This is a genomic window from Saccharibacillus sacchari DSM 19268, assembly GCF_000585395.1.
Taxonomy (GTDB): Bacteria; Bacillota; Bacilli; order Paenibacillales; family Paenibacillaceae; genus Saccharibacillus; species Saccharibacillus sacchari.
The window spans coordinates 3212914-3238799 of the sequence record NZ_KK073875.1 but is presented as its reverse complement, the minus strand read 5'-3'; the positions used below and the strand labels follow the sequence as shown (position 1 = coordinate 3238799).

Annotated in this window: 18 protein-coding genes; 2 read left to right on the top strand and 16 right to left on the bottom strand. The window is 54.2% G+C overall.

The features are described from left to right. Positions 1–31 precede the first annotated feature (31 nt). From SACSAC_RS13765 to uvrB, 3 genes are all read right to left on the bottom strand, one after another. Positions 32–1081 carry a S1C family serine protease gene (locus SACSAC_RS13765; protein WP_037287329.1) on the bottom strand — a complete coding sequence of 350 codons (1050 nt, stop codon included), beginning with the start codon at positions 1079–1081 and terminating at the stop codon, positions 32–34. 286 nt (positions 1082–1367) lie between these two features. Further along, on the bottom strand, positions 1368–4244 hold the full coding sequence (uvrA, locus tag SACSAC_RS13760; RefSeq protein WP_037287326.1) for an excinuclease ABC subunit UvrA: 2877 nt from the start codon (positions 4242–4244) through the stop codon (positions 1368–1370). Between the two features lie 569 nt (positions 4245–4813). Next, complete coding sequence (uvrB, locus tag SACSAC_RS13755; protein WP_037292818.1) at positions 4814–6805, bottom strand: excinuclease ABC subunit UvrB; 1992 nt, start codon at positions 6803–6805, stop codon at positions 4814–4816. Between the two features lie 517 nt (positions 6806–7322). Here uvrB and SACSAC_RS13750 point away from each other — a divergent pair. Both SACSAC_RS13750 and SACSAC_RS13745 read left to right on the top strand, forming a co-directional pair. Further along, positions 7323–8099 (top strand): flagellar motor protein, encoded by a 777-nt coding sequence (locus SACSAC_RS13750; RefSeq protein ID WP_037287324.1) that lies wholly within the window; start codon positions 7323–7325, stop codon positions 8097–8099. After that, entirely contained in the window at positions 8099–8929 is an 831-nt protein-coding gene (locus SACSAC_RS13745) for an OmpA/MotB family protein (RefSeq protein ID WP_037287321.1), read from the top strand. Before SACSAC_RS13750 ends, SACSAC_RS13745 begins: the two co-directional genes overlap by 1 nt. Before the next feature lie 169 nt (positions 8930–9098). Here SACSAC_RS13745 and SACSAC_RS13740 read toward each other — a convergent pair whose 3' ends face one another. The 13 genes from SACSAC_RS13740 to SACSAC_RS13680 all read right to left on the bottom strand — a co-directional run bounded on the left by SACSAC_RS13740 (position 9099) and on the right by SACSAC_RS13680 (position 25647). Then, a complete protein-coding gene (locus SACSAC_RS13740) occupies positions 9099–10928 on the bottom strand; it encodes a methyl-accepting chemotaxis protein (RefSeq protein ID WP_169833774.1) in 1830 nt (609 codons plus the stop codon). A 323-nt stretch (positions 10929–11251) separates the two neighbouring features. Then, on the bottom strand, positions 11252–12673 hold the full coding sequence (locus SACSAC_RS13735; protein ID WP_051507111.1) for a PDZ domain-containing protein: 1422 nt from the start codon (positions 12671–12673) through the stop codon (positions 11252–11254). A gap of 73 nt (positions 12674–12746) precedes the next feature. After that, on the bottom strand, positions 12747–14198 hold the full coding sequence (locus SACSAC_RS13730; protein ID WP_037287319.1) for a S41 family peptidase: 1452 nt from the start codon (positions 14196–14198) through the stop codon (positions 12747–12749). A 154-nt stretch (positions 14199–14352) separates the two neighbouring features. Further along, positions 14353–15735 (bottom strand): M23 family metallopeptidase, encoded by a 1383-nt coding sequence (locus SACSAC_RS13725; protein ID WP_037287316.1) that lies wholly within the window; start codon positions 15733–15735, stop codon positions 14353–14355. Between the two features lie 51 nt (positions 15736–15786). After that, positions 15787–16695 (bottom strand): permease-like cell division protein FtsX, encoded by a 909-nt coding sequence (gene ftsX, locus SACSAC_RS13720; RefSeq protein ID WP_037287314.1) that lies wholly within the window; start codon positions 16693–16695, stop codon positions 15787–15789. After that, positions 16685–17371 (bottom strand): cell division ATP-binding protein FtsE, encoded by a 687-nt coding sequence (gene ftsE / locus SACSAC_RS13715; RefSeq protein ID WP_037287312.1) that lies wholly within the window; start codon positions 17369–17371, stop codon positions 16685–16687. The genes ftsX and ftsE overlap by 11 nt, the downstream gene beginning before the upstream one ends. A 413-nt stretch (positions 17372–17784) precedes the next feature. Beyond that, positions 17785–18399: a hypothetical protein gene (locus SACSAC_RS13710; protein ID WP_156951004.1), complete on the bottom strand. Its 615-nt coding sequence runs from the start codon at positions 18397–18399 to the stop codon at positions 17785–17787. Continuing rightward, a complete protein-coding gene (gene pilM / locus SACSAC_RS13705; protein ID WP_037287307.1) occupies positions 18380–20038 on the bottom strand; it encodes a pilus assembly protein PilM in 1659 nt (552 codons plus the stop codon). Before pilM ends, SACSAC_RS13710 begins: the two co-directional genes overlap by 20 nt. A 15-nt stretch (positions 20039–20053) precedes the next feature. Then, entirely contained in the window at positions 20054–20809 is a 756-nt protein-coding gene (locus SACSAC_RS13700) for a prepilin peptidase (RefSeq protein WP_037287304.1), read from the bottom strand. Between the two features lie 255 nt (positions 20810–21064). Continuing rightward, positions 21065–21553: a prepilin-type N-terminal cleavage/methylation domain-containing protein gene (locus tag SACSAC_RS13695; protein WP_245608639.1), complete on the bottom strand. Its 489-nt coding sequence runs from the start codon at positions 21551–21553 to the stop codon at positions 21065–21067. A gap of 134 nt (positions 21554–21687) precedes the next feature. After that, positions 21688–22896: a type II secretion system F family protein gene (locus SACSAC_RS13690; RefSeq protein ID WP_037287301.1), complete on the bottom strand. Its 1209-nt coding sequence runs from the start codon at positions 22894–22896 to the stop codon at positions 21688–21690. After that, positions 22896–23945: a type IV pilus twitching motility protein PilT gene (locus SACSAC_RS13685; RefSeq protein WP_037287299.1), complete on the bottom strand. Its 1050-nt coding sequence runs from the start codon at positions 23943–23945 to the stop codon at positions 22896–22898. Before SACSAC_RS13685 ends, SACSAC_RS13690 begins: the two co-directional genes overlap by 1 nt. Before the next feature lie 37 nt (positions 23946–23982). Next, entirely contained in the window at positions 23983–25647 is a 1665-nt protein-coding gene (locus tag SACSAC_RS13680; protein ID WP_037287296.1) for a GspE/PulE family protein, read from the bottom strand. Positions 25648–25886: the final 239 nt, after the last annotated feature.

The following is a 25886-nucleotide window of genomic DNA, read 5'->3' as shown; positions in this document are numbered from 1 at the left end:
GCTACGCCTTATCGGCCGACCGTGCTCGGATCTATTCGCTTGTCAAAACGACTTTGCGCTCTACGATATCTCCTCCGGATTGCATCAACACGCGTACGGTCTGTCCGGGCGAGTAGGTCTTCATCAGCTCGTTCAGATCGACAAGCGCCGTAATGCGATGTCCGGCCACGCTGTATAACACGTCGCCTTCCTTGATTCCGGCCGCGGCCGCTTCATCGGATAGTACTTCGCTGACCGTAAGCGGATCATCCGAAGGCAGCCCGACCGTGGCGGAGAAGCTTTCTTCGAGACCCAGTCCCAGACCTGCACGAATCACTTCGCCTTGTTCGAACAATTGGTTGACGATGTATTGCACCGTTCCGGCCGGGATGGTAAAGCCTGTATTGTCGATATCGACGGCTGCGAATTTCATCGAGTTGATCCCGATGATTTCGCCGCGCATATTGACCAGAGGCCCGCCGCTGTTCCCCGGATTAATGGTTGCGTCGGTCTGGATCAGTCGATACTCCGCACCCGCCGCACGGTTAAGGCCGCTGATAATGCCGAGCGTGGCCGAGTTTCGCAGCGACAACGATACAGGCGTTCCGATCGCGATCACCTGCTCGCCCACCAATGTCTTTTCGCCGGAAGAGACAAATGTAACCGGCTTAAAACCTGTTACATTAATACGGATCAACGCAATATCGCTGACCGGATCACTGTAAACTTCACGAACTTTATAGGATTTCCCTTCGGATGTGACGACCTGAATGTTCTCCATCTCGTCCACGACATGGGCGTTCGTTACGATCCAGCCGTTCGAACGGATGATGACGCCCGACCCGTGCGCCAATTCGTATTCGTCTTCGCTGCTCTCGTAGTCGCTCCATTCCTCAGCGTACTCGGAAGGAACTTCACCGATGATTCCGACTACCGAAGGAGACACCTGAGCAATAATTTGAGGTACTGTCTTCGAGGAAGTCGTTCCCGACGATTTGGCGGATGCCGCGCTCACTTCTGCTTGCGGCAAAAAGCCGAAGCCGCCGATTCCGATCGCTCCTGACAGCAGCAGACACGCCGCTTTTGTTCCCGTTTTTCTCATACCGTCGACAACCCTCTTTCTTCGCATGTCCGGAAGCCCGGCGCAATCCATCCAACCTTAACACATCCGGCAAGCCAGCCGCCAGGGAAAAACGACTCGCAGTCGCTTGACTTACACTAAACCCATTTTATTCCATTGCGTTTAAAAAAAGAAGCCCTTCTTATTGTCCATGCAAAAAGGGTTTTCCGATTCCGCCGAGGCAGATGCGGGATACGCGTTGTATGTAAAAAAACAGCGGCCGCCAGGCAAAGCAGCCGCTGTTATTCGAATAAATTCTTATTGCCCGTTAATCGCCCGAAGGCTGATGGTTGGATTCAAGTTCCGCGCGCGTGCGTTGCGTGTCCCGTTCCAGCACCGGAGCCAGATAATGACCGGTATACGATCCTTTGACTTTGGCCACTTCTTCCGGCGTACCGGTTGCTACGACGTCGCCGCCGCCGCTTCCGCCTTCCGGTCCCATATCGATCAGATAATCAGCCGTCTTGATCACGTCCAGATTATGCTCGATGACCAGAACCGTATCTCCGGATTCGACCAGACGATGCAATACGCTCAGCAGACGGTCGATATCGTCGACATGCAGGCCCGTTGTCGGCTCGTCGAGAATATAGATCGTTTTGCCCGTGCTGCGACGGTGCAGCTCGGAGGCCAGCTTCACGCGCTGCGCTTCGCCGCCCGACAGCGTCGTTGCGGGTTGTCCCATTTTCACGTAGCCGAGACCCACGTCCAGCAGCGTTTGCAGTTTGCGGCTGATCTTCGGCACGTTTTGGAAAAACTCGACCGCGTCTTCGATGGTCATCTCCAGCACGTCGGCGATGTTTTTGTTTTTATATTTCACTTCCAGCGTCTCGCGATTATATCGTTTGCCTTTGCAAACTTCGCACGGCACGTAAATGTCGGGCAGGAAGTGCATCTCGATCTTGATGATGCCGTCGCCTTTGCACGCTTCGCAGCGGCCGCCTTTCGTATTGAAGCTGAAGCGGCCCTTCTGGTAACCGCGCACCTTTGCTTCGTTCGTGGTTGCGAACAGGTCGCGAATATTATCGAAGACGCCGGTATACGTCGCCGGATTGGAGCGAGGCGTACGGCCGATCGGCGATTGATCGACATCGACGACTTTATCGACGTATTCCAGGCCGCGGATTTCCTTATGCTTGCCCGGCTTCACGCGCGCCCGGTTAAGATCGCGTGCCAGTGCTTTATGCAGCACGCCGTTCACAAGCGACGACTTGCCGGAGCCGGAGACGCCGGTTACCGCGGAAAACAGGCCGATCGGAATTTTGACATTCACGTTATTCAGGTTATTTTCTTTCGCGCCGCGAATCTCCAACCAACGCTCGCCCGGTTGGCGGCGTTCAAGCGGAACCTGAATAAAGCGGCGGCCGCTCAAGTATTGTCCGGTCAGCGAATCCGGATTGTCCATGACTTCCTGCGGCGTGCCTTCGGCGATGACTTGACCGCCGTGCACGCCGGCACCCGGACCGATATCGATAATATAATCGCTGGCCAGCATCGTATCTTCGTCATGCTCGACCACGATCAGCGTGTTGCCCAAGTCGCGCATATGCAGCAGCGTCTTGATCAACCGATCATTATCGCGCTGGTGCAGACCGATGCTCGGCTCGTCGAGAATGTACAAGACGCCCATCAGGCTGGAGCCGATTTGCGTCGCCAAGCGAATCCGCTGCGCCTCGCCGCCCGAAAGCGTTCCGGCCGCGCGGCTGAGCGTCAAGTACGTCAGGCCGACGTTTTCAAGGAAGCCGAGACGACTGCATACTTCTTTCAGGATCAGGTTCGCGATCGAACGTTCTTTTTCGCTCAATTCCAGTTCGTTGAAAAACTCCGTCGCTTTCGAGATCGACAGATCGGTCACATGCGAGATATTGACCCCGCCTACCGTGACGGCCCGAATTTCGCGCTTCAGGCGCTGGCCTTTGCAACTGCCGCAAGGCTTGGTGCCCATGAAGCCTTCGATATACTCGCGCATGCTGTCCGAAGACGTATCTCGGTAGCGGCGCTCCAAGTTCGGAATGATGCCTTCGAACGCGACCGTGACTTCCTTGCTGCGGCCGAAGTCGCCTTCGTAACGGAATTTGATCTTTTGGCCGTCGGTTCCGTACAGGATTTTATTCTTCTGGTCGTTCGTTAGTTCCGATACCGGAACGTTCGTCGGAATTTCGTAATGCTCGCACATCGCGGCCAGGAACTGCGGATAATAGTTGGATAAGCCTCCGCTCCAAGCCGTGAACGCGCCGTCTTCGATCGACTTGCGTTCGTCCGGTACCAGAAGCTCGGGATCGACGACCATTTTGACGCCCAGACCGTCGCAGTCCGGGCAAGCGCCGAACGGGCTGTTGAACGAGAACATGCGCGGTGCCAGTTCTTCCATGCTGAATCCGCAGATCGGGCAGGCGAAGTTCGAGCTGAAACGCAGCTCTTCCTGACCGATGATATCGACCAGCAGTTGGCCGCCGGATAGCTTCAGCGCGGTCTCGATCGAATCGGCCAAACGGGTCTGCACGTCGTCTTTGATCACGATCCGGTCGACGACGACCTCGATCGTATGCTTTTTGTTTTTCTCCAGTTCGATGCTTTCCGACAAATCGCGCAGCTCGCCGTCGACGCGCACGCGGACGAAGCCCTGTTTGGACACTTCGGTGAATAAGCTTTTATGCTCGCCCTTTTTGCCGGAAATGACCGGAGCCAGAATTTGCAGTCGCGTCTTCTCCGGGAACTGCATGATCCGGTCCACCATCTGCTCGACGGTCTGCGAAGTGATCTCCACGCCGTGATCCGGGCAATGAGGCTTGCCGATCCGCGCGAACAGCAAACGCAGGTAATCATAAATTTCCGTAACCGTGCCTACCGTCGAACGCGGGTTGCGGCTGGTCGTCTTCTGGTCGATCGAGATGGCCGGGGATAATCCGTCGATCGAGTCGACGTCCGGCTTTTCCATCTGGCCGAGGAACTGACGCGCGTAAGCCGACAACGACTCGACATAACGGCGTTGCCCCTCGGCGTAGATCGTATCAAACGCAAGCGAGGACTTACCCGAGCCGCTAAGGCCCGTCAGGACGACGAAACGATCCCGCGGGATCGTCACGTCAATGTTTTTCAAGTTGTGTGCTCTGGCACCTTTGATTACGATATTTTCGCTTGCCACCGGCCTCAACCTCCACATCTATTTGTTGGTGTTTGACTTGTTTAATTCGAAAAGACTTCTGCGGCGAGGATCGGTGGGAGTGCGTGCGCCGGAGGCGCTGCGGGTCCGGTGGGTTCCTTACGATCGCGTGTTGAATTCGGATTTTCTCATTTGACTTTTATAAGGTGAAAATCCGAATTCAAAGGCGAGCGCTTCGCTTCTTCAGGAACCCACCTCCCCCTCCGCTCTTACCCGCCGTACGCCCACGATCGCCGCAGGTCTTTTCTTTTAGGGAAGTCGTTTTAGGGTCTTTATTTTATTTTGGAGTTCTTGGTTTTTGTGTTGATCTTTTTATTATAAAAATCACCTGACCGAGCGTAAGCAATGGTCCGGTTGTCGAAGAAGGTTCTTTTCGCCGCGCAGCGGCGGGCGGAGGGAGGGATTGAGTGAAAGACGCCTTTGAACCCGGAAAGCTTCCACTAAAATTCTAATCAGGCTTTCCGGGTGAGACAGCGTCTTGAACCAATCCCTCCCGCAGTCCTCCCCGCCCCCAGCGAACAGGAACTTCCCCGACAGCATACCCTAGACCATTACTCCGCGCGAAGCTCGAGCAGCGCGTCGCGCAGCTCGGCCGCCCGCTCGAAGTTGAGGTTTTTCGCCGCTTCCTTCATTTCTTTCTCGATGCGAACCGCCATCTTCTCGCGTTCCTTCTTCGTCATTTTGCCTTCGGCGCCCGACAAGAAGTCGGAGCTTGCATCGGCGGCCTTCGTGGCTTCGATCACGTCGCGAACCTTTTTCTTGATCGTCTGCGGCGTGATGCCGTGCTGCTCGTTGTAAGCAATCTGGATCTCGCGGCGGCGTTCCGTTTCCTTCATCGCCTTGTCCATCGAGTCCGTGATTTTGTCGGCGTACAGAATGACTCGGCCTTCGGAGTTCCGCGCGGCGCGGCCGATGGTTTGGATCAGCGAGCGCTCGGAACGCAGGAACCCTTCCTTGTCCGCGTCCAAAATGGTCACGAGCGAGACTTCCGGCAGGTCGAGGCCTTCCCGCAGCAGGTTGATGCCGACCAAGACATGGAAGACGCCGAGACGCAGGTCGCGCAGGATCGCGATCCGTTCCAGCGTCTTGATATCCGAGTGCAGGTAGCGGACCTTGATCCCGACTTCCTTGAGATAATCGGTCAGGTCTTCCGACATCTTCTTGGTGAGCGTCGTGACCAGCACGCGCTCGTCCTTCTCGATCCGGTCGCGGATCTCGCCGATCAGGTCATCGATCTGGCCTTCCGTCTTGCGGACGTCGATGATCGGATCAAGCAGGCCGGTCGGACGGATGATCTGCTCGACCATCGTGCTGCAATGCTCCATCTCGTAAGGTCCAGGCGTTGCCGATACGTAGATAAGCTGATTGGCTTTGTCTTCGAACTCCTCGAACTTCAGCGGACGGTTGTCGAGCGCCGACGGAAGGCGGAACCCGTAATCGACGAGGACATTTTTACGCGCTTGGTCGCCGTTGTACATGGCCCGGATCTGCGGCAGCGTCACGTGCGATTCGTCGATCACGATCAGCAGGTCGTCCGGGAAATAGTCCATCAGCGTGTACGGCGTGGCGCCGCGTTCGCGGAAAGTCAGCGGTCCGGAATAGTTCTCGATGCCGGAGCAGAAGCCGACTTCCTTCATCATCTCGATATCGTAACGCGTGCGCTGCTCCAAACGCTGGGCTTCCAGCAATTTGCCCTGCTCCTTGAATACCGCGAGACGCTCTTCCAGTTCCCGCTCGATGTTCGTGATCGCCACGCGCATTTTTTCTTCACGCGTGACAAAGTGGGAAGCCGGGAAGATCGCGATATGGTCGCGTTCGCCCGTAATTTCGCCGGTCAACACGTTGATCTCGCTGATCCGCTCGATCTCGTCGCCGAACAATTCGATGCGTACGGCATGCTCTTCTCGCGAAGCCGGGAAGATCTCAACCACGTCGCCGCGCACGCGGAACGTACCGCGAACGAAGTTGATATCGTTGCGTTGGTATTGAATGTCGACCAGACGGGACAGGATATCCTGCCGCGACTTCTCCATGCCCACGCGCAGCGAGAGCAGCAGATTTCCGTATTCTTCCGGCGAACCGAGACCGTAAATGCAGGACACGCTCGCCACGATCACCACGTCGCGGCGTTCGAACAACGAACTGGTCGCGGAGTGGCGCAGCCGATCGATCTCTTCATTGATACTGGAGTCCTTTTCGATGTACGTGTCCGAAGAAGGAACATACGCTTCCGGCTGGAAATAATCGTAGTAGCTGACGAAGTAGTCGACGGAGTTGTTCGGCAGAAACTCTTTGAACTCGCTCGCCAACTGCGCCGCCAGCGTTTTGTTATGGGCAATGACGAGCGTCGGACGATTTAGCTTTGAAATCGTCTGCGCGATCGTGAACGTCTTCCCCGTGCCTGTCGCGCCGAGCAGCGTCTGATGCTTTTTGCCCGCCTGTACGCCTTCAACCAATTGATCGATCGCTTTTGGCTGGTCGCCTTGAGGCGAAAATTCCGAGACAATCTCGAACGCCTTGTTACTGATTACAATATCGCTCATTGGCCCTATTTCACCCTCATCGTTTGAAGTGATAATATTTGTAGCAGAGAATACGAAAAAAACCGACGTATCGCTTTCGTTTGACACGCCGTCGGGATGCTTTATATTGTACATAACCACTTTTTCGCGCGGAGAACGAAGCATCGCAACCGTCACCGTACTCCAAAGTCGCGAAAATGCCTATTTTACGGGCTTTTTGCAGCCGTTTTGGGGATTCGCAAAAAAAACGGCCATGCTTTTACGAGGTGGATAACACCTTGGACAAAAGCCTGCCGATACGCAAAACAGAGGCGGGTCATCGTTTTTTTACGAAAGACGACAAATCTGAAGATTGCGGAAAACGACGCCTTAAATTGACGAAAAGAGTCCGCTCTTCGCCCGTTCAAACCTCCAGCAATAAGAATGCGTGTTCCCGTTAAGTATACTCTTTTTCTCTATACGATGCAATTATTTATGAAAATGCACAAGACTCTTTCAACCCTTATTTTAAGCTTTTGCCGCAGAGAGGAACGAACGCATGGATATCACTACGATTATCGGAATCATTGTCGGTTTTGCCGCGCTGATCGGAGGTTTTTTGTGGGAAGGCGGACAAGCCGGCGGCTTGCTGCAAGGCGCTGCAGCACTGATCGTATTCGGCGGAACGGCAGCTGCCGTCGCGATCAGTTTTCCGTGGAAAAGGCTCCGAACCCTGCCCGAAGCGCTGAAACTAGCGTTCGCTCCGCAGCCGACGAACGCCGGGCAGCTGATCGACGATCTGGCGGATATGGCTTATACGGCGCGCCGCTCGGGCATGCTCGCTTTAGAGAAAACGGCAGAAAACCACGAGAATCCTTTTATGCGCGAAGGCCTCGGCCTGATCGTGGACGGAGGCGACCAACCGCTCATTCGACGGATTCTCGAACTGGAGATCGATAAAAGGCAGGAACGATTCGACGGGTACGCCAAAATGTTCGAATCCGCAGGCGGTTACGCGCCTACGATGGGCATTATCGGAACCGTGATGGGGCTGATCCGCGTACTCGGCAGCTTGGCGGAACCGGCCAACCTCGGCTCTTCCATCGCAGTCGCCTTTATCGCTACCCTGTACGGCGTAGCCAGCGCCAACCTGATTTTCCTGCCGATCGCATCCAAGATCCGCGCGCGCGGAGAAGAGGAGGTCCAAGTGATGGAAATGATGCTGGAAGGCTTGCTTGCCGTTCAAAACGCGGAAAATCCGAACCTGGTCCGCAAAAAACTGGCGACCTATCTGGATGACTATCAGGATGAAAAACCGGTTGGGGCGGGTCTGTGATGAGCAGACGCCGCCGCGCAAAAAAGGAAGGCCCTTCCCATCAGCAGGAACGTTGGCTGATTACGTACGCCGACTTGTTGACGCTGCTGCTGATCTTTTTTGTCATCATGTACGGAGTGAGTTCGGTGGACGCGGAGAAGTACGCTGCCGTCTCGTCTTCTTTGCAAACGACGTTTCAATCCGGAAATAATATTCTGGACGGCGGTCCGAAGATCACGGGCGAGGACGGTCAGCAGCTTCCCGGCACCGAAGGAGAAGATCAGGGAGCGCAGATCGTGCCGGACGATCCCGAGGAAGAGCCGATTCAGGAAGAACCGACCGAACGCGAGCTGCAATTCCGGGAACAGGAACGGCAGCTCGCGAGCTTCTTGCAAACGATCAACTCGTATATCGCGGACAACGGTCTGGAGGATCAGATCTTCGTCGCCGACAAACCTCAGGGAATCTCGATCACGCTCAGCGACCGCTTCCTGTTCGATGTCGGCCGGGCCGATCTGAAAAGCGGCGCATCCGGCATTTTGGATCGGTTATCCAGCCTGTTCGGCACGGTTGACGCGACGATCAGCATCGAAGGCCATACGGACAACCAACCGATCACGGGCGGGCGTTATGCCGATAACTGGGAACTGTCCGGCGACCGGGCCTTATCCGTGCTTCGTTACTTTATCGACGCGCGCGGCCTTGATGCTTCCCAGTTCCAATATGCCGGTTATGCGGATACGCGTCCGGTCGGCGACAATTCGACGGCCCAAGGCCGCCAACAGAACCGGCGCGTCGAGATCACGGTGCTGCGGCAGCTGCAATCGGATGCGGTTGGATCGACACCCTGAACGGATAATGGATCTGACCGACGTATAGCTAAAAAAATCCTGCGGGAGATCATAAGATCTTCTCGCAGGATTTTTCGATTGAGCAGAGCATTTTCGACCTCGTTCAGCGCACTAGTACCGTGTACATTTCAGACGAACAGTAAACCTTCGATTTATTCAAGACAAGCTACTACGCCACCGTGTTCAAATTCTTTTCGTCTTTGCTTTCTTCGGATGACGCATGAGCGGTTTCGTTCTCGATTGTTTCCGATTCGGAAGTCTTTGCGGGAGTCTTGGCCTCCGCTTCGTCTATGCTCTCTAATGTAAAACGAGTCAACGTTTCTTGAAGTTCTTCCGCCAACCGGGACAGGAAGCGCGCAGAGCCTTGGACTTCTTCCATCGTGGACAACTGCTCTTCGCCGGCGGCGCTGACTTCTTCGATTCCAGCCGCGCCTTCTTGGGCAATAGAGCTTACATCCCGCATCGCATCCGCAATTCGCGATGTCTGCGTCATTAGGAGATGGATCAATTCGCCGGACTCGCCCGTCTCTTGACGAACTTCGGCAACGGAGCTGCGGATGCGACCAAACACCTCGGAAATTTCTCGGCCGCTCTCGACACCGAGCTTGGCGCGATCGGCGCCTTCATTCAGCGAACGAACGGCTGCTTCCGATTCCTCCTGAATCGCTGTAATGATCTCGCTGATGGTCCGCGTCGAATCCGCTGCGCTTTCGGCAAGTTTGCGGATCTCTTGAGCCACGACCGCGAACCCTCTGCCGGCTTCTCCGGCACGCGCCGCTTCGATCGAAGCATTCAAGGACAACAGATTGGTTTGCCGGGCAATCTGATCGATTAATACCGCAGCGGCCCCGATTTCTTCCGAGCGTTGACGAAGTGCCGTTACGACTTCAAGCGCGTGCGCAACGCTGCGATCGATCTCGCCCATCCGTCCGATTGTCTTTTTCACTTCCTCGCTTCCCAGTTCTGCCGCCGTATTGGCCGCTTCGACCGACTCGGCAATCTCTTCGCCGTTTTTGCCGAGTCGGCGCATATTGCCTTCCATTTCGTCAACAAATCCGCTCACGCTGCCGATCGTCTTCGCTTGCGTTTCGAAGCCGGACGATAACTCGGATGAAGACGTCGCGATATGGCCGGCGGCTCCCGTCGTCTGCTCCGCGCTCGCAGCCAGTTGCTCCGAAGAAGCAGACAAGGTTACGGCACTTTCGTCGATCCGCCGAATCAGATCGCGCAGCCCGTCGATCATGCGATTAAACGACCGGGTAACCTGTCCGATCTCGTCGCGATACAGATAAGTCCCTTGCACGCTCAAATCCCCGTTCTCGGCGCGCTGCATCATCTTCTGCATTTCGCGCAGCGGAGAAGAAACCAAACGAGAGATTAATAATCCTCCGCCTGCAATCAACAAAATCCCGACTCCGATACAGATGATAATCAAAATCGTAGACGTTTTCGCCAATTCCAGAGAGGACGCATTATTGCTTTGCGCTTCGCGCAGCAATTGAGAGCTTAGCTTGTTCACGACCAGATTGACCTGCTCGCGAATCGGTTGCAATTCCTCTTGGAACATGGCGTAGGCCTGTTCGCTTTCGTTGCGCGTCGCCAAATCGACAATGCGCGAACGAACGTTAAAGTAATCCGGTGTTAACGTATTATATTCATCGTACAGCGCTTTGGAAGCTGCACTCAGCGAGATCTGTTCCAATTCCGAATAAGCCATCGCATTGCGAGCCGTACGGTCGCTGATGCTTAAGGACAAATTTTGGGTTGCCGTATAATCCGAGTTGAGCATCATTTCCATCACGTAGGCTTCGATCGCGCTATTGTTGGAACTCACCTGCCCAATCGCATTCAGCGATCTCAAATTGTTCTGATACATATTCTCCGACGTCTGCGCCATCTGCTTCATCGTCGAATATCCGGTATAACCCACCGCCAACAGCATGACTCCCGACAGCAGAGTCAGCAATAAAATCTTCGTTTTGACTTTGAAGTTTCTCACGTGGTTCATCGCCTCCTCAACTAGTCTTAAAGTCTCATTCCTGTTTAGGTTTCTTCATTCTATCAGCTTCTCGTAAAATCTGTGCATGAATTTTATGAATAAAGGTCCTATTTTTATGACATTTTTTAAAGATAACGCATACATAAACAAAATACCGACATAGGCCGAAAGGATCATGTTAGGTCTGCGAAGATTCGGCGTTGAACGCATAAAAAAGACAGTTCCACCAGCGGTTGCGTAACTGGCGGAACTGTCCTTTGAAATCGATCAAATCAACCGATTTGCCTATTCGGGCGTAACCTTACTTTAGCGTTGACAAGGTACTATTCCGACTTCGCGGTTTCCGTGCCGGATCTCTGCAAATCCGTGTAATCTTCATCTTTTCGGCTTGTAATGTCAGCATCGGGTTCGCCAATGGATTCGCTTTTACCTAAAGGTCCGTCCAGCAATAAGACCGGCTGGCTCTCGGGGGCGGAGCTTCCCGAAATACGTCTTTGTTCGGGGTGCACGCTCCATAAGCCCGGCAAGGACAGAGGATGTGCATGCTTTTCGGATACCGAAGCATCGTCCGGCGCGAAGATGAATCCAAGCTGATGGTGATCGCCATCGTAGATGGGGCGCTGCAAGAACTTGCTCTCCCCGCTGCGATTCTGCACTTCCAGCTTGCAGAAGGCCGAATTCACGCGTAGCGACTCGTGCATTTGCTGCGTGGTGGCAACCAGACTGCCGTTCACCTTCAGCAATGTCTCGCCCGGCAAAATCCCCATGTCCTCGGCAGGACTCCCCGGTTGGACAGCTAAAATTCGAAGCCCTCGGCCGGAATGGGCATACATCGCGGATTGACCTTCCTCTTCGCGCAAACTGTCCCGAATCAGCGCTTCACGCAAGGCAATGCCCGCAACCCCGACGACTACGGTCATCGGCGACCAGAATACGGCACCCAGCGCCAATACCAATAAGGCAGCGCCGAACATCAGCCCGCGACGTGCAGCACGCGCTGCTTTTCGCTCCGGCAGCAGCGTCCACGTCACTTCCGGCATGCCGATCATGACCGGCAGCGCCAGCAGCATATATCCGGTTGCTTCCGGAAGCCCAAGACCCGCCAGAAGAGGCGGAGTCCACGGCAATGAGATCGGACCGTTTTCGGAAGGAACAAGCAGCAAGGTCGGCACTAGCCAGAGCATGCGCAAAACGTAAGCCCCGACGGGACGTCCCCTTTTTCCCGGTATATACGTCGGCAAAGCAAAATCTTTTCCCTGCCAGGCAATCAGCCCGCTTTCCGCTAAATGCAGCAGCGCCGCAAGCACCAATAGCGCCGCGATATTCAACTCGTCGATCGCTCCGAATATCGTGCCGAAAATGCCTGCATCAGGCAGACCGGGAATGTAGCTCAGCACTAATTGCAAAAGGCCGAGAACGCCTACAGCGTAAATAAAGTTGGCAAAGCGAATACGGAAGACCAGCAGCACGAGCGCAGTCACCCATACCGCTGCCGCCCCGACAGGCGTCATTGTAAATCCGATGCCTGCCATCACTAACGAAACCGCTACGCCTGCACATAATCCGCCAAGCAGCGCCCACATGGCAGGCATGCCGTACCCATGCAGCCGGATATGAAAAAGTTTCCGTTCCAAAATCCCCTGACGGCGATAATACAAGAGCAGGATCAACAGTCCCGCCCAATAAAAAGGCTGAATCACAAGTTCCAGCAGTCCCGACAGGATGATTTCCACATATTCGTTCATCGGTGTCTCCTTTTCGTCCCGCTAAATAAAAAGAGAAGGCTTGCGCCTTCTCTCATTCGTTCAAAACGCTATGTCAGGAGTTCGACGCCGGAGCAAGCGTTTCCTGCTTGAGTTCCCGGATCGCTTTATTCAACTGCGTATCGTTGGCCGGATCGGCGATTTGTTCCAGAATAGCCGCTTCCAATGCAAGAGCCGTCTTTTCGTCCACAAATCCGCTTACCGTCAGCTTTTTCGCTTTTTGGAAAGCTTGAACTTGTTTTTTGGTCTCCGCATCGAAGTAACCGTCTTTACGCTTGGTATCATAACCCAGTCCGCTCAACATGATCTGCGCGCTTTTGACGTTATCATTGTTCATGTTGTACTTCAGCGTCTGTTCTTTATCGATCGGCGCTACCGTAAAGTAGTCCGGCTGGCTGATCTTCTCGTCCGGCTTGATGCCTTTTTCATGAATCCATTCGGCATCCGGGGTCAGCCATTTGGCGATCGTGATTTTGAGGAGCGTGCCGTCGCCTAAGCGATCCGGAATGCTCGTTTGCACGGTGCCTTTACCGAAGGAGTTTTCGCCCAAAAGCTTGGCTCCCGCAGATTCCTTCAGCGCGCCCGCCATGATCTCGGAGGCGCTGGCGCTGCCGCCGTTGATGAGCACCGTAACCGGATAAGCTTTCTCAGCAGCTACGCCCGAGGAACGAACCGTCTGACGCGTACCGCTGCGCTGTTCTTCCTGCACGATAATGCTGCCTTTCGGCACGAACTCTTCCGCCATGTCCACGACGACGTTGAGCAGGCCGCCCGGGTTGCTGCGCAGGTCGATAACCAGGCCTTTCATCTTCTGTTTTTCCAGCTTGGTCAATTCTTCCTTGAAGCGATCGCCCGTATTGGCGGAGAATTGAGTCACTTCGATAACGCCGATCCCGCCGTCTTCCATATGAGCGTTGACCGTCTCCAACTTGATGTCGTCACGCGTCAGCTCGAACTTGATCGGATCGGTCGTGCCTTCACGCTTCACCATGATCGTGACTTTGCTGCCTTTCGGACCGCGAATCTTGGACACGGCCGTTTGCAGATCAAGACCGGCCAGCGATTCGTCGTCTACGGAAAGCAGAACGTCCTTCGCTTGAATGCCTGCTTTTTCCGCCGGCGAACCCTTGATCGGGGACACGACCGTTACTTGTTCGTTCTTCAGTTCGACTTCCGCGCCGATTCCCGTAAATGAACCTTCGATCGATTCGTTGAATTCGCTCGCTTGCTCCGCTGCCATATAGGAGGAGTAGGGGTCGTCCAACGCGCCTACGATCCCGTTGATCGCGCCTGTCACGAGTTTCTCGTGATCGACTTCTTTATAATAGCCGTCTTCGATCAGTTTGACCGCCGTATTCAGCTTGTTCATCTCATCCTGGCTGAGCCCTGTGCTTGCGCTCGCCCCGCTGCTCGCGAAGATCGGATAATTCGTCAAGGCCAGCACCGCTCCCCCTCCGATGATCATGGCCAGGATGACCAACAGAATCGCTGTCCGTTTTTTTACCATGGTGCAAGCCTCCTTGGAAGTATCCTCAAACTATCTTCAAATGGTGATGTTGTTTTCCCTATTGTGGCCGAAGCTTCCGTCAAACGCAAGACCCGCCCGTAAACGTACCGGGCGGGAAGCAAATGGGGTCGAACTTGGCCTTGTATAACCGGATTTACCAGCCCAGATAAGGGACCGGATTGACGGGTTCGCCGTTGATGCGTACCTCAAAGTGCAAGTGAGGTCCCGTCGAGTTCCCTGTTGAGCCGACTTCGGCAATTTTTTGTCCGCGAGATACGGTTTGTCCCGACGAGACCGCAATGCCTCCGTCGCGAATATGGCCGTACAGCGTCCAAACTCCGTTACCGTGGTCGATCACGACCGTGTTGCCGTAACCGTTCCACCATTGGGCAACCGTTACGACGCCGCCTTCGGCGGCATGAATATCCGTGCCTTGCGGTGCTGCCATATCGACGCCCGTATGCTTTTTGACTTTGCCGGTGATCGGGTGCACGCGAGTGCCGTAACCCGACGACATGCGGTAGCTGTCGACCGGCGTCAGCATCGAACCGCTGTTCGAGGAAGAGTTGGAACCGGAAGACGAATCCGACGAAGAAGAATCGCCGCTGCTGTACGAGTAGTCGCTGGTCGCCGGAGCTTGAACGGCTGCTGCCGCGCGAGCGGCTTCTGCTTCGGCGATGCGCTGCTCTTCTGCCTTCTTCGCAGCCGCGGCTTGACGAGCCTTCTCTTGAGCGACGCGCAGTGCTTCTTCGGCTGCCGCCCGGCGCTGAGCTTCTTCGATTTCGCGCTTCTCGCGTTCCAGATCGGAGCGCTTGGTCGCGAATTCGATCAGCATCGAGTCTTGCTCTTCGCTGATCTCGCCGGCTTCTTCAATATCGACTTCGTATTGGGCGATCAGTTCGCGTTTCTCTTGTTCTTTTGCATCGAGATCTTTTTTGTGCGATTCGACTTGAGCCAACAGCGTCTTCTGCTTGGCATGTTGGTTTTTCAAATCGGCTTGCTTCTCGATTACGATCTCCTGATCGCGCTTTTGCTCGTCCAAAACGTTGTTGTCTTGTCCGATAATACGCTTGATCGAGTCTGCACGGCTCAGGAAGTCGCTAAAATCAGCCGAAGCCATCAGGACGTCCAGATAGGAAACGGCTCCGTCCGTGTACATCAGGCGAACACGCGTGTCGAGAAATCCTTCGCGCTCGGCAATGCGTTTTTTGGCTTTTTCAAGTTCCTGCTTCGTTTGCTCGAGCTGCGTTTCCGTATCCGCCAACTCTACCGTCACCTGGGTCAGCTTGCTACCGACCGCTTCGATGTTCGCGAGAACCTGCTCCAGGTATTCGGCCGTTTTGTTTTTGCTGCGCTCGGCTTTTTGCTTATCGGCATCCGCCGCGTTCTTCTGGGCCTGCGCGTCCTGCTCTTTTTGCTGCAGCTCTTCAAGCTGACGATCGATTTTGTCAGTCGCGCCCGCAGCGTAAAGATTGACGGGCTGGACGATCACTGCGGCCAACAAAACGCCGGCCAATACCGAAGCTGTTTTTTTCAAAGCGGATTCCCCATCCTTTATTTCGGATTATTGTCGGACCTTTATTCGACGTTAGACTTTCAAGAATTTGCGAATGGAAATGGTGCTTCCCCAAGCTCCGATCAGGAAGCCGAGTCCAAGGATCAAAATACTGAACCAGAGCCAAACATCGCTTAGCGGAATGAGCGTGAACAGCGCCGAAGTCCAACCGGATGCGGCCAATTCGACTCTGAAGTAAACATAAAGCAGGATGCCCAGCGTGATTGCGGAACCCGTCATGCCGATCAGCACGCCTTCGATGAAGAACGGCCAGCGGATAAAGCGGTTCGTAGCCCCCACGAGCTTCATGATCGCAATCTCTCTGCGGCGGGCGATAATCGTGATTTTAATCGTATTGGCAATCAGGAACATCGCCATGACGCCAAGTGCGAGCACCAGCACCACGCCGACTACGCGAACGGTCTGTGTCCATTGAAACAGCCGTTCCGCAGTTCCTTTTCCGTAATCGACTTCGTAAATCGGCCCGTCGGGATCAACGCCGTTCAGCGCCGAAATCTTATCGGCTACGAACGGCACCGTCGTGGCTTCGATCACTTGTACTTTGAACATATCGGGCAGAGGATTCGTCCCCGTCTCCTCGTATCCTTTAACCATCGCGTCGCCTAATGTCTCGCGCATCGTCTCAAGACCTTCTTCTTTCGACACGAAGCTGACTTCCTGAACTTCCGGCATGCTGCGGATTTCTTGTTCCACCGTATCGCGACCTGCCTGATCGATCTCCAGATTCAGGTATACGCTGATCTCGATCTGCTTGTCGACCTCGTCTGCCGCCCGATCCAGATTCAGAACCAGCAGCAGGGCGACGCCGAGCAGCGAAAGCGACACGACGATGGACAGCATCGAGGCGATCGACATCCAGCCGTTGCGGAATACGTTTTTCGTGCCCTCGCGAAAATGCCGCAGAAGGGTATTAAAATTCATAACCGTATTCTCCCCTCAGCTGGTCGCGAACGACCTCTCCGTCTTCGATTGCGAGCACGCGCTTGCGCATCGTGTTCACGATCTCTTTATTGTGCGTAGCCATGACGATCGTCGTGCCGCGGAAATTGATTTCGTCCAGCAGCTGCATGATGCCCCAGGACGTCTCCGGATCAAGGTTGCCGGTCGGCTCGTCCGCCACGATCACCGACGGGTTGTTCACGATCGCCCGCGCGATGGCAACCCGCTGCTGCTCGCCGCCCGACAGATGTTGGGGCTCGCGATTGGCTTTATTCTTCAGCCCCACCAGGTCGAGCACTTCCATGACACGCTTCTTCATGATCTTTCTCGGTGCTTCGATGACTTCCATCGCGAAGGCCACGTTCTCGTAAGCCGTAAGTTTAGGCAGCAGCCGATAATCTTGGAAAATCACCCCGATATTGCGGCGAAGCAGCGGAATGTTGCGCTGCTTAAGCTTGCCGAGGTTAAATCCGTTAACGGAAATTTGCCCCTTCGTCGGAACTTCTTCCCGATACATCAGCTTCATGAACGTCGACTTGCCCGCACCCGACGGGCCGACGACGTATACGAACTCGCTACGGTCGATCTGGACCGTAACTCCTTTGAGCGCATGAGTTCCGTTCGGATATGTCTTCCACACATCCTGCATATCGATCACAGTATCACTTCCCGGTTTTTGATTTTGCAGCCAGGCGTATTCGCGTCCCCCGCACGCCTGTCGTTCCCCAGTACCGCCTGCCGATCACGGCGTCTATATATTCATGCCCGGCCTTTATTCGTCAATCGGCCTAAGCGCCTAAGCTCTTCTCTATGTATTCATTGTAACAAATTTGTTACTCCGTGAGTAGAGACCCGGATTTCTCATAATGCGTAGGGCCAGGGGGGAGGTTTTTCTTATTCCTCCCTCTTGCAAAAAAGCTCCGGGCACGCTAGCAAGCGGCTCCGAAGCTTACGGGGTGCTACCCCGGCACTATCTTTATAAACCATTCCGTATCCATGGCATTCAAACACGCAAATCCAGTATAACCGATTACGATCAAGCGCGTCTACCTCGCAGGTCACGCCGCTTCGTCAGGATGCCGGCACTTCCGCCGGATCCGCCGGGCTCGCCGCTTGCGGCAGATAACTCGCGGTAAACGTAACCGTTGCGGAAAGCAAAGTTCCCCGGTACACGTAAGGCTTATCTATTCTGAATTGCTCGACCGCAGTCAAACGGGGCAGGTTCTGGATCTCGCTCATCCAATTTTTGATCCCGTCATAACTGCCTTGAATATTGACCGTCACATACACGGAACGGACCTGACCCGAAACCGAAGCTTGCGAGCCGGCATCGGTTTGGCTTGCCGCCGTGTTCTCGTTCGAAAACGTGGCATCGGACAGCCGAACGCTGGTCGCCACGCCGACTTTGTATAAATCGTTGACGATCTGTTCCTGATTCGAGACCGTCGGAAGGACTTGCGCGATCTCTTCGTCGCTCAAATCATCCGCTCCTTCAGCAGTAAGTTCGTCTATTTTCCGTTGAAAAAGATCGTTCTCCTGCTGCAAACGTACGATTTCCCCGTCATTTACAGAAATTTCTTCGCTTTGAGGCCTCAACATTAGCATGTACGGCACCAGTAAAAGCAAGAACAATACCGCGACACCCAGCATGAGCGCCTGACGGTTATTATGGATTCGTTCCATCATTGACGCTCTCCTCCTGTTTCGTAAGATCGTCGGACGCGGCACCGGGGGCGATCGTTTCACCGATGGATTGCACCGATTGTTCGGCCGCTCCCGCTGCGTCGGTCGGCGCGCCTTGCATCGCGACGGTATAGACCACCGCGTACAAGCCGCTTACCCCGCCCGTGTCTCGTTCTTCGACCAAGCTGGAAATCTGCGCATCCGTGACGAAAGTAAGACTTTTTAGCTCGGCCAGATATGTGGAAGCATCGTCAATCTTGCCCACGTCCGCCGTCAGGTCAATCGTGCTGTTTTGCGAATAGGAAATATCGCGGATCACGGCGCGTTCCGGCAATGCGGCATCCAGTTGCTCCAATACGGATACTGCATCCATGCGCAGCGCTTTAAGCTGGGCGATTAAGGCCGCAGGCGATCCTCCGCTGCTTTGAAGCGAAGCCAGTTCGAGCTGCTTAACGTCGCTGTCCGCTTGAAGCCCGGAGATCTGAGTCTTTTGACTTTCCAATTGATTGTTTTGCATCACGTAGAACGCTGTCAGGCCTCCAAGAGACAATAACCAGATCAACAGCAGTGCTCCGAGCGCATAAGGAAGAACTCTCGCCTCGCGGTCGGTGCGTGGAAGCAGATCAATCAAACTGTTTTTTTCGTCCCGCAGTGCGGCGCCGACGGCTACCCGGTACAGGTTCAGCGAGTCGTCTTCCGCTTTGCCGGGCGTCGCTTCCAGCTGAAGTTCCTCGATTTCGATCTCCGACAACGCTTGGCTCAGCTCGCCGACCAGTTGGCGCCGGATCGACGCGGGACCGGTCACGATAAGCTCCGTGATCCGAGCCGCGCCGTCATGTAAGCTGTATTGGTAGAAGTTAAGCATGCGCGAAATTTCAGCGGTGATTTCCACGATTTGCTCGTAGGACAAGTGATCGTCCGCTAATGCCGATTTTTGCGCCAAGTAGGATTCCGATTGGAACATAGGCGCTTCTTCGGTGATATCGAGCAGATTGACCGTACGCAAAAATACCGGATGCCCTTCGCGGAACATATATACGTCCATTTGCGAATGCTCCAAATGAACGAGCATCGTGTCGGCAAAAGACCGGCCGTGCGAAATTTGAGTCATTCGGGCCAATGCGGTCGCCGATACTTCCACGCTATCCGTTTTGATGCCGACTTCGTTCAGGATTTCGATATACTCGTTGATCAATCGACGGGGCGCGGCAAATACGAGCACCCGAGTCACTTCTTCTTCCACGCCGTTTTCCTGAAGCTGCTTTTCCCGGCCGATCGGAATAAAATCGTATACGGGTTCTTCGAAAGGCAGATGAAGTCCCGTTTCGACCTCAAGCGCGACCAACTGCTCCACCTGCTTGGGATTGACGGCCGAAATATTCATTTTTCGAATAATGACCTGCGAAGGAGGTACCGATAAGGAAACGCGGCTTCCTTTTAACCCTTCCTGCTCGACCCATTGCCGAATCTGAAGACGGAGCTTCTCTTCGTCGGCAATCTGGTTTTCGATGATGGTTCCGGATTCGAGCGGCAAAAAGCTTTGCTTTTCGATTTCCCAGGTTTTGTTGTTTTTCAATTGAATGAAGCGGACACCGTTCTGTTCGATCGCGAGTCCCGCTTTTTTGTTTCCGATTCCCAGCATGCCTGGTATGTCCTCCTAACCGATCAGCGATAAATATCCGCCGATAATCTGCGTTCCGTATAGATAAGCGATCAACGTTCCGAGTGCGAGCCACGGTCCGAAAGGCACGGGCTGTTTGCGCTGCACGATTTTAAAAACGATCAGCATGACGCCGACCACCGTGCCGAACGCGCAGGCCAGCATAAAAGCGAGTATTGCGGGTCCTATTCCCAATATCAGTCCGCACAACGCGAAAAGCTTGACGTCCCCCATTCCCATGCCGCCTTTGCTGAGCAATACGACCAATAAAATCAGGCCCCCGCCGAAAATGCCTCCGAGCACGTAATGCCACCATGCCGCATCCATGAACGCAAAGCGAAGCGCGATCAGGATCGGAGCGAAAAACAACAGAACTTTATTGGGGATACGCATATATTTCAAATCCGCGACCGTGACGATGACGCATAAGCTGGCCAGCACGATGCCGAGCACAGCCGCTCCCGTCAGGCCGAAGCGGAGATACATCCATAGGAAAAGGAGCCCGGTTACCGCTTCGAACAGCGGATAGACCGGCGAAAATCCGACGCCGCAATGCCGGCATGTTCCACGCGAAAACATATAACTAAGTACGGGAATCATATCTTTGGCCCCCAGGCGCGTGCCGCAGCTTCCGCAGCGCGAAGGCGGATGAACGACCGATTCGCCGACAGGAACCCTGAGTCCGACCACATTGAAAAAAGAACCGAATAGCAGGCCAATGACGGTGATATAGATGGCGATGAATATAGTCATAAAGTGTGAAGGATTGGAGCGGGAGAATTTGACTTTGGAACGAGGCGCTCCAGTCTAAAAGGTTGTTCCAATCGCTGTTGCCCTCCAATTTCCTGATGAGATTAGGCAAATGAGAACACCGAAGGGTAAAGAAAACCACTCCGCTTTCCCGTAAATCTCTAGTGAAATGCTTCCATTTGGATTCGGGATGAAAAATAAACCGGAAAAACTGTGGTTTTTCCGGTTTTAAATCAATCATTTTAAAATATTTATAAATTAATCTGCTTTCTTACCTGCCAAAACCTCATCATCAGTGTATGTTTCTGCACCCAAAGTAACTTCACTCAGTGTTCCGTCTTCACCATAAACTACACTTCCTCCTGAAGCTGCTGCTTTAGTACTTGGAAGCAAAAGCGGGCTATCTACATATTTTTTTGCTTGCAGTTCTGCAAGAGTAATTGTTAAGCCACCAACCTTCTCGAACTGACCACCAAGCTCACCAATGACGTAGAGACGTGAAGCATCATAAACCTGACGAGCAGATGCTACATCAGAATCTTCTTTCGAGTTATTGATGATTCCGCCAATTAACGGAATTGCGATAACAGCAATGATTGCGATGATGACAAGGACAGCCAAGAGTTCGATCAGAGTAAAACCTTTTTCTTCTTTGCCCATTTTTGTCCATACGCGCTGCATGAATGTCGACTTGCCGGATTCTTTCACTTCTACTTCGTTAACAACCGCTTCTACTGCTTGATTCATCTAGTCTTCACTCCCGTGAGTTAATTTTCCGGAGGTTCTCCGGTATTGCCAATGATCCTAAATCAGGATCAGATCGCGGCGCCCTACATATCCGGCCTTGAGGTCCGACACTTCATATGGAGCCGCGCGCTTTTTTAAGAAATGCTGCTGTACAACGTAAACATCGGAAGCATAATTGCCGCCATAATCGTTCCGACGACTGCTGCCAAAAATACAATTAACAACGGTTCCAGCAAAGACTTCAAACGGTCGACCGTGTTATCCACGTCCATCTCGTAAAAATCTGCGACTTTGCCGAGCATGTCGCCCAACGCCCCGGTTTCTTCGCCGATTGCGATCATCTGGGTGACAAGCGGCGGGAAAACCCATGACTTTTCCAAAGGAGCCGATAACGACCGACCTTGCCGCAGAGAGTCTCCAGCGCTACGGATCACATTACCGATTACTTTGTTCCCTGCCACATCTTCGACGATCGTCAGCGACTGAAGCACGGGAACGGCACTCGCATATAATGAAGAAAAGGTACGCGTAAACTGCGCGATTGAACTTTTTTGGTTCAATTTGCCGAAGACCGGGACTTTCAACTTCATGTAGTCGATCCAATACGATCCCCGTTCCGTGCGCTTGGCGATAAAAAAGGCCGCAATTAGCATCAAAATCGCCAAGCCCCAGAAATACCAACGATGCTGAATGCTGTTGCTCAAAGCCAATACCGCTACCGTAATCGCCGGCAGTTCCGCGTCGAACGAATCGAACATCGTGATAAACTGCGGCACGATCGCCCAGAGCAGGTACACCGTGGACACGATTGCCAGTACCGCTACCGTCGCCGGATAGGTCAGCGCCGATTTCACTTTTTCGCGAGTCGAGTGCTGCTTTTCGAAGAAAACGGCCAGTCGATCCAGCGTGCCTTCCAAATCCCCCGTCTCTTCCCCCGCGCGCACCATGCTTACGAACAACGAAGGAAAGATCCGCTTATGTTCCTGCACGGCTTGCGAGAACGGAATCCCTTTGAGCAGGCTTGAAGCGACTTGGATCAATGCGCCTTTCAGCGCTTTGCTCTCCGTCTGTCCTGCCAAAATCGTCGTCGCATCCACAATCGTAATCCCTGCGCGAATCAACGTGGCGAATTGCCGGCAGTAGATAATGAAATGTATCGATTTAACCGGATTGCCGATATAAATTTCTTTCGCCAATACAGTGTTGTTTTTCTCAACAAGCGAGAAAACTTTCAATCCGCGTTTGCGGAGTTCTTCCATAGCGGCGGCTTTATCGCTCGCGTTCATTTTGCCTTTAAGCCGTTTGCCGCTGCCGGTTCGCACCTGATATTCGAACTGCGCCATCAGGCGGTCACCTCCGTCATGTACTCTTTGGCTGCCGCCGGATCAACTTGTCCGCGCTGCAAGTGCTCGCGAATATTCATCTCCAGCGTGTGCATGCCGTGAGCCTTGCCTGTCTGCATCACGCTGCGGATCTGATGAATCTTTTCCGAACGAATCAGGTTCGCGACGGCTGGCGTGTTAATCAGCACTTCGGTCGCGCAGGTTCGTCCTTGACCGCCCCGGTTCGGCAGCAGGCGCTGCGAGATGACCGCGGTCAGTACCGATGCCAGCTGCGTGCGTACCTGCGGCTGTTGATGGCCGGGAAACGCATCGATGATACGGTCGATCGTTTTGGGGGCGTCCGTCGTATGCAGCGTCGCTAAGACCAAGTGGCCCGTCTCCGCCGCGGTAATCGCCGCCGAGATCGTCTCCAGATCCCGCATTTCCCCAACAAGAATGACGTCCGGGTCCTGCCGCAGCGCGGCTCTCAGGCCGTCTGCGAAGCTCGCCGTATCCAATCCGACTTCCCGTTGATGAACAAGCGACTTGCGATGCTCGTGCATGAACTCGATCGGATCTTCCAGCGTGACGATATGTTTGCTCGTCTTGCTGTTGATATCTTGAATCATCGCGGCCAACGTGGAAGATTTGCCGCTCCCGGTCGGACCGGTGACCAGGATCAGTCCCTGCGGCCGATGGGCGAGCGCGGCCAGCGAATCCGGCAATCCGAGCTTATCCATCGTAGGGATGCGCTCGGGAATGGAACGGGCCGAAATCGCCGCATATCCTTTTTGGCGATATACGTTGATCCGGAACCGATCGGCGCCCGGAAGCGCGTAAGCGAAGTCCAATTCGCCTTCCGTGCGGAACCTGCGCGACCGTTCTTCGCCGAGCAGCGCATCCGCCATGCTCTCGGCTTCGGCCGGGCTGACCGTTGCCGCGCTTAGCGGCATCAGCGAGCCGTGAATTCGTACGCTTGGCGGAGCACCGACCGCAATATGCAGGTCGGACGCGCCTTTGGCGTGCATTTCGCGCAGCAGCTCTTCGATTGTCCGTGTTTGTTCGTTCATCCTCAGCAGCTCCTCGCCGTTGTTAGAGGCCCTTCCGTTAATGGGCGACGGTTTCTTTCATGACTTCCTGCAATGTGGTAATGCCCATCGCGACTTTGCGGAAGCCGTCTTCGAGCAGCGACTTCATGCCTTCTTTACTGGCTACGTTGCGCATATCTTCGATACTGCCCGATTCGTTGACCAAACGGCGCATCGCGTCCGTCATCGGCAGAACTTCATGGATGGCAACCCGACCGCGATATCCCGTACTGCTGCAGTTGCCGCATCCTCTGCCCTTGTACAATTTATCGGCAAAGGCCCCATTGCTTTGCATAAGAATTTTTTCCTGTTCCGAAGGCGTGTACTCGGTTCGGCATTCCGGGCATATTTTCCTGACCAGACGCTGAGCCACGACCCCGATGAGCGACGAAGCGATCAGATACGGCTCGATGCCCATATCGCGAAGGCGCGTCACGCTGCTGACTGCGTCATTCGTGTGAAGCGTCGATAAGACCAAGTGGCCCGTGAGCGAGGCGCGCACCGCGATCTCTGCCGTCTCGGTATCCCGGATTTCCCCGACCATGACGATATTCGGGTCCTGCCGGAGAATGGAACGCAGACCGGCTGCGAACGTTAATCCGACTGCCGGGTTTACGTGAACCTGGTTGATGCCTTCAATCTGATACTCCACCGGATCTTCGACCGTGATAATATTGGTTTCTTCCGTATTCAAATGGTTGAGTGCCGAATAAAGCGTCGTCGTCTTACCGCTGCCGGTAGGTCCGGTGAGCAGCATGATTCCGTAAGGGCGTTCGATCATTTCCTTGAACACGGACGAGTTCCGATCATCGAAACCCAACTTGTCCATGGATTGCACGCCGGTCGTCAGGTCGAGCAGCCGGAGTACGATTTTCTCGCCGTGTACGGTCGGCAGCGAAGATACCCGGATATCGATCATGCGGTAATCCACCTGCATTTTGATCCGGCCGTCCTGCGGCAAACGCCGTTCGGCAATGTTCAGTTTGGCCATGATTTTCAGGCGCGCCGTGATGAATCCCTGCATCTGTTTCGGAATCATCCGTTCGGTCCGCAGCGATCCGTCGATCCGGTAGCGGATTGCCAGATTGTTTTCGCCCGGGTCGACGTGAATATCCGAAGCCCTGAGTTGGGCAGCCTGCTGGATCATCTGGTTGACCAGCTTCACGATCGGCGAGTCTTCGTCGGTGATCTCGGTTTCTTCGATCTCCTCCGCGCTCGGCAGTTCGCCCATCATCAGATTCATCGAATCGCGCATGCCGTAGTGACGGGCAATCGCGCGTTGCAGTTCGTCTCGCGTACAGATCGCCGGCTCTATCCGGAAGCCCGTGCTCATGCGCAGATCCTCGATCGCGAAATAGTCGAGCGGATCGGCCATGGCAACCATCAGCTTCCCGCCCTCTTTCATAAAAGGAAGCACTTGATAACGCTTGGCCATACTTTCCGGAATGATCTGCGTGATTGCCGGATCGATCTGGTATTTAAACAGGCTGACGTGGGGAATTCCGAGCTGGAACTCCAGCACTTCGATCAACTGCTGCTCCGTGATGGTGCCTTGCGCGATCAGGTGGTCACCGAGTTTGCGCTTGGTCTCCCGCTGCTCGACGAGCGCCTGCTGCAGTTGTTCTTCGGAAATAATGCCGTTCTCGACGAGCAAGTCGCCGAGCCTTTTTTTAATGATTGCCATTCCCGCTTCATCTCCGCCTATATTTATTAAAATTTGAGATTCAAACTTTGCTGTTTCCAACCGAAATAAAATAAGGATTAACAAGCGCATGAGACGAAGGATTCACCAAAAATGGGACCGACGACCCGAAGCGTCTTTATATATATCGTAGAATCGGGAGGGTTTTTTTAGAGGGTTTAAGAAAAAAATCGAAAAATCGTGCATATTGCTAATTTCGCGCAACTGATTTACAGATAATA

What these genes read in the sequence shown, in the direction of transcription:
- SACSAC_RS13765 (WP_037287329.1), bottom strand. Translation starts at nt 1,081, where the DNA reads ATGAGAAAAACGGGAACAAAAGCGGCGTGTCTGCTGCTGTCAGGAGCG.
- uvrB (WP_037292818.1), bottom strand. Translation starts at nt 6,805, where the DNA reads ATGAGCGATATTGTAATCAGTAACAAGGCGTTCGAGATTGTCTCGGAA.
- SACSAC_RS13750 (WP_037287324.1), top strand. Translation starts at nt 7,323, where the DNA reads ATGGATATCACTACGATTATCGGAATCATTGTCGGTTTTGCCGCGCTG.
- SACSAC_RS13745 (WP_037287321.1), top strand. Translation starts at nt 8,099, where the DNA reads ATGAGCAGACGCCGCCGCGCAAAAAAGGAAGGCCCTTCCCATCAGCAG.
- SACSAC_RS13735 (WP_051507111.1), bottom strand. Translation starts at nt 12,673, where the DNA reads ATGAACGAATATGTGGAAATCATCCTGTCGGGACTGCTGGAACTTGTG.
- SACSAC_RS13730 (WP_037287319.1), bottom strand. Translation starts at nt 14,198, where the DNA reads ATGGTAAAAAAACGGACAGCGATTCTGTTGGTCATCCTGGCCATGATC.
- ftsX (WP_037287314.1), bottom strand. Translation starts at nt 16,695, where the DNA reads ATGAATTTTAATACCCTTCTGCGGCATTTTCGCGAGGGCACGAAAAAC.
- SACSAC_RS13710 (WP_156951004.1), bottom strand. Translation starts at nt 18,399, where the DNA reads ATGATGGAACGAATCCATAATAACCGTCAGGCGCTCATGCTGGGTGTC.
- pilM (WP_037287307.1), bottom strand. Translation starts at nt 20,038, where the DNA reads ATGCTGGGAATCGGAAACAAAAAAGCGGGACTCGCGATCGAACAGAAC.
- SACSAC_RS13700 (WP_037287304.1), bottom strand. Translation starts at nt 20,809, where the DNA reads ATGACTATATTCATCGCCATCTATATCACCGTCATTGGCCTGCTATTC.
- SACSAC_RS13695 (WP_245608639.1), bottom strand. Translation starts at nt 21,553, where the DNA reads ATGAATCAAGCAGTAGAAGCGGTTGTTAACGAAGTAGAAGTGAAAGAA.
- SACSAC_RS13690 (WP_037287301.1), bottom strand. Translation starts at nt 22,896, where the DNA reads ATGGCGCAGTTCGAATATCAGGTGCGAACCGGCAGCGGCAAACGGCTT.
- SACSAC_RS13685 (WP_037287299.1), bottom strand. Translation starts at nt 23,945, where the DNA reads ATGAACGAACAAACACGGACAATCGAAGAGCTGCTGCGCGAAATGCAC.
- SACSAC_RS13680 (WP_037287296.1), bottom strand. Translation starts at nt 25,647, where the DNA reads ATGGCAATCATTAAAAAAAGGCTCGGCGACTTGCTCGTCGAGAACGGC.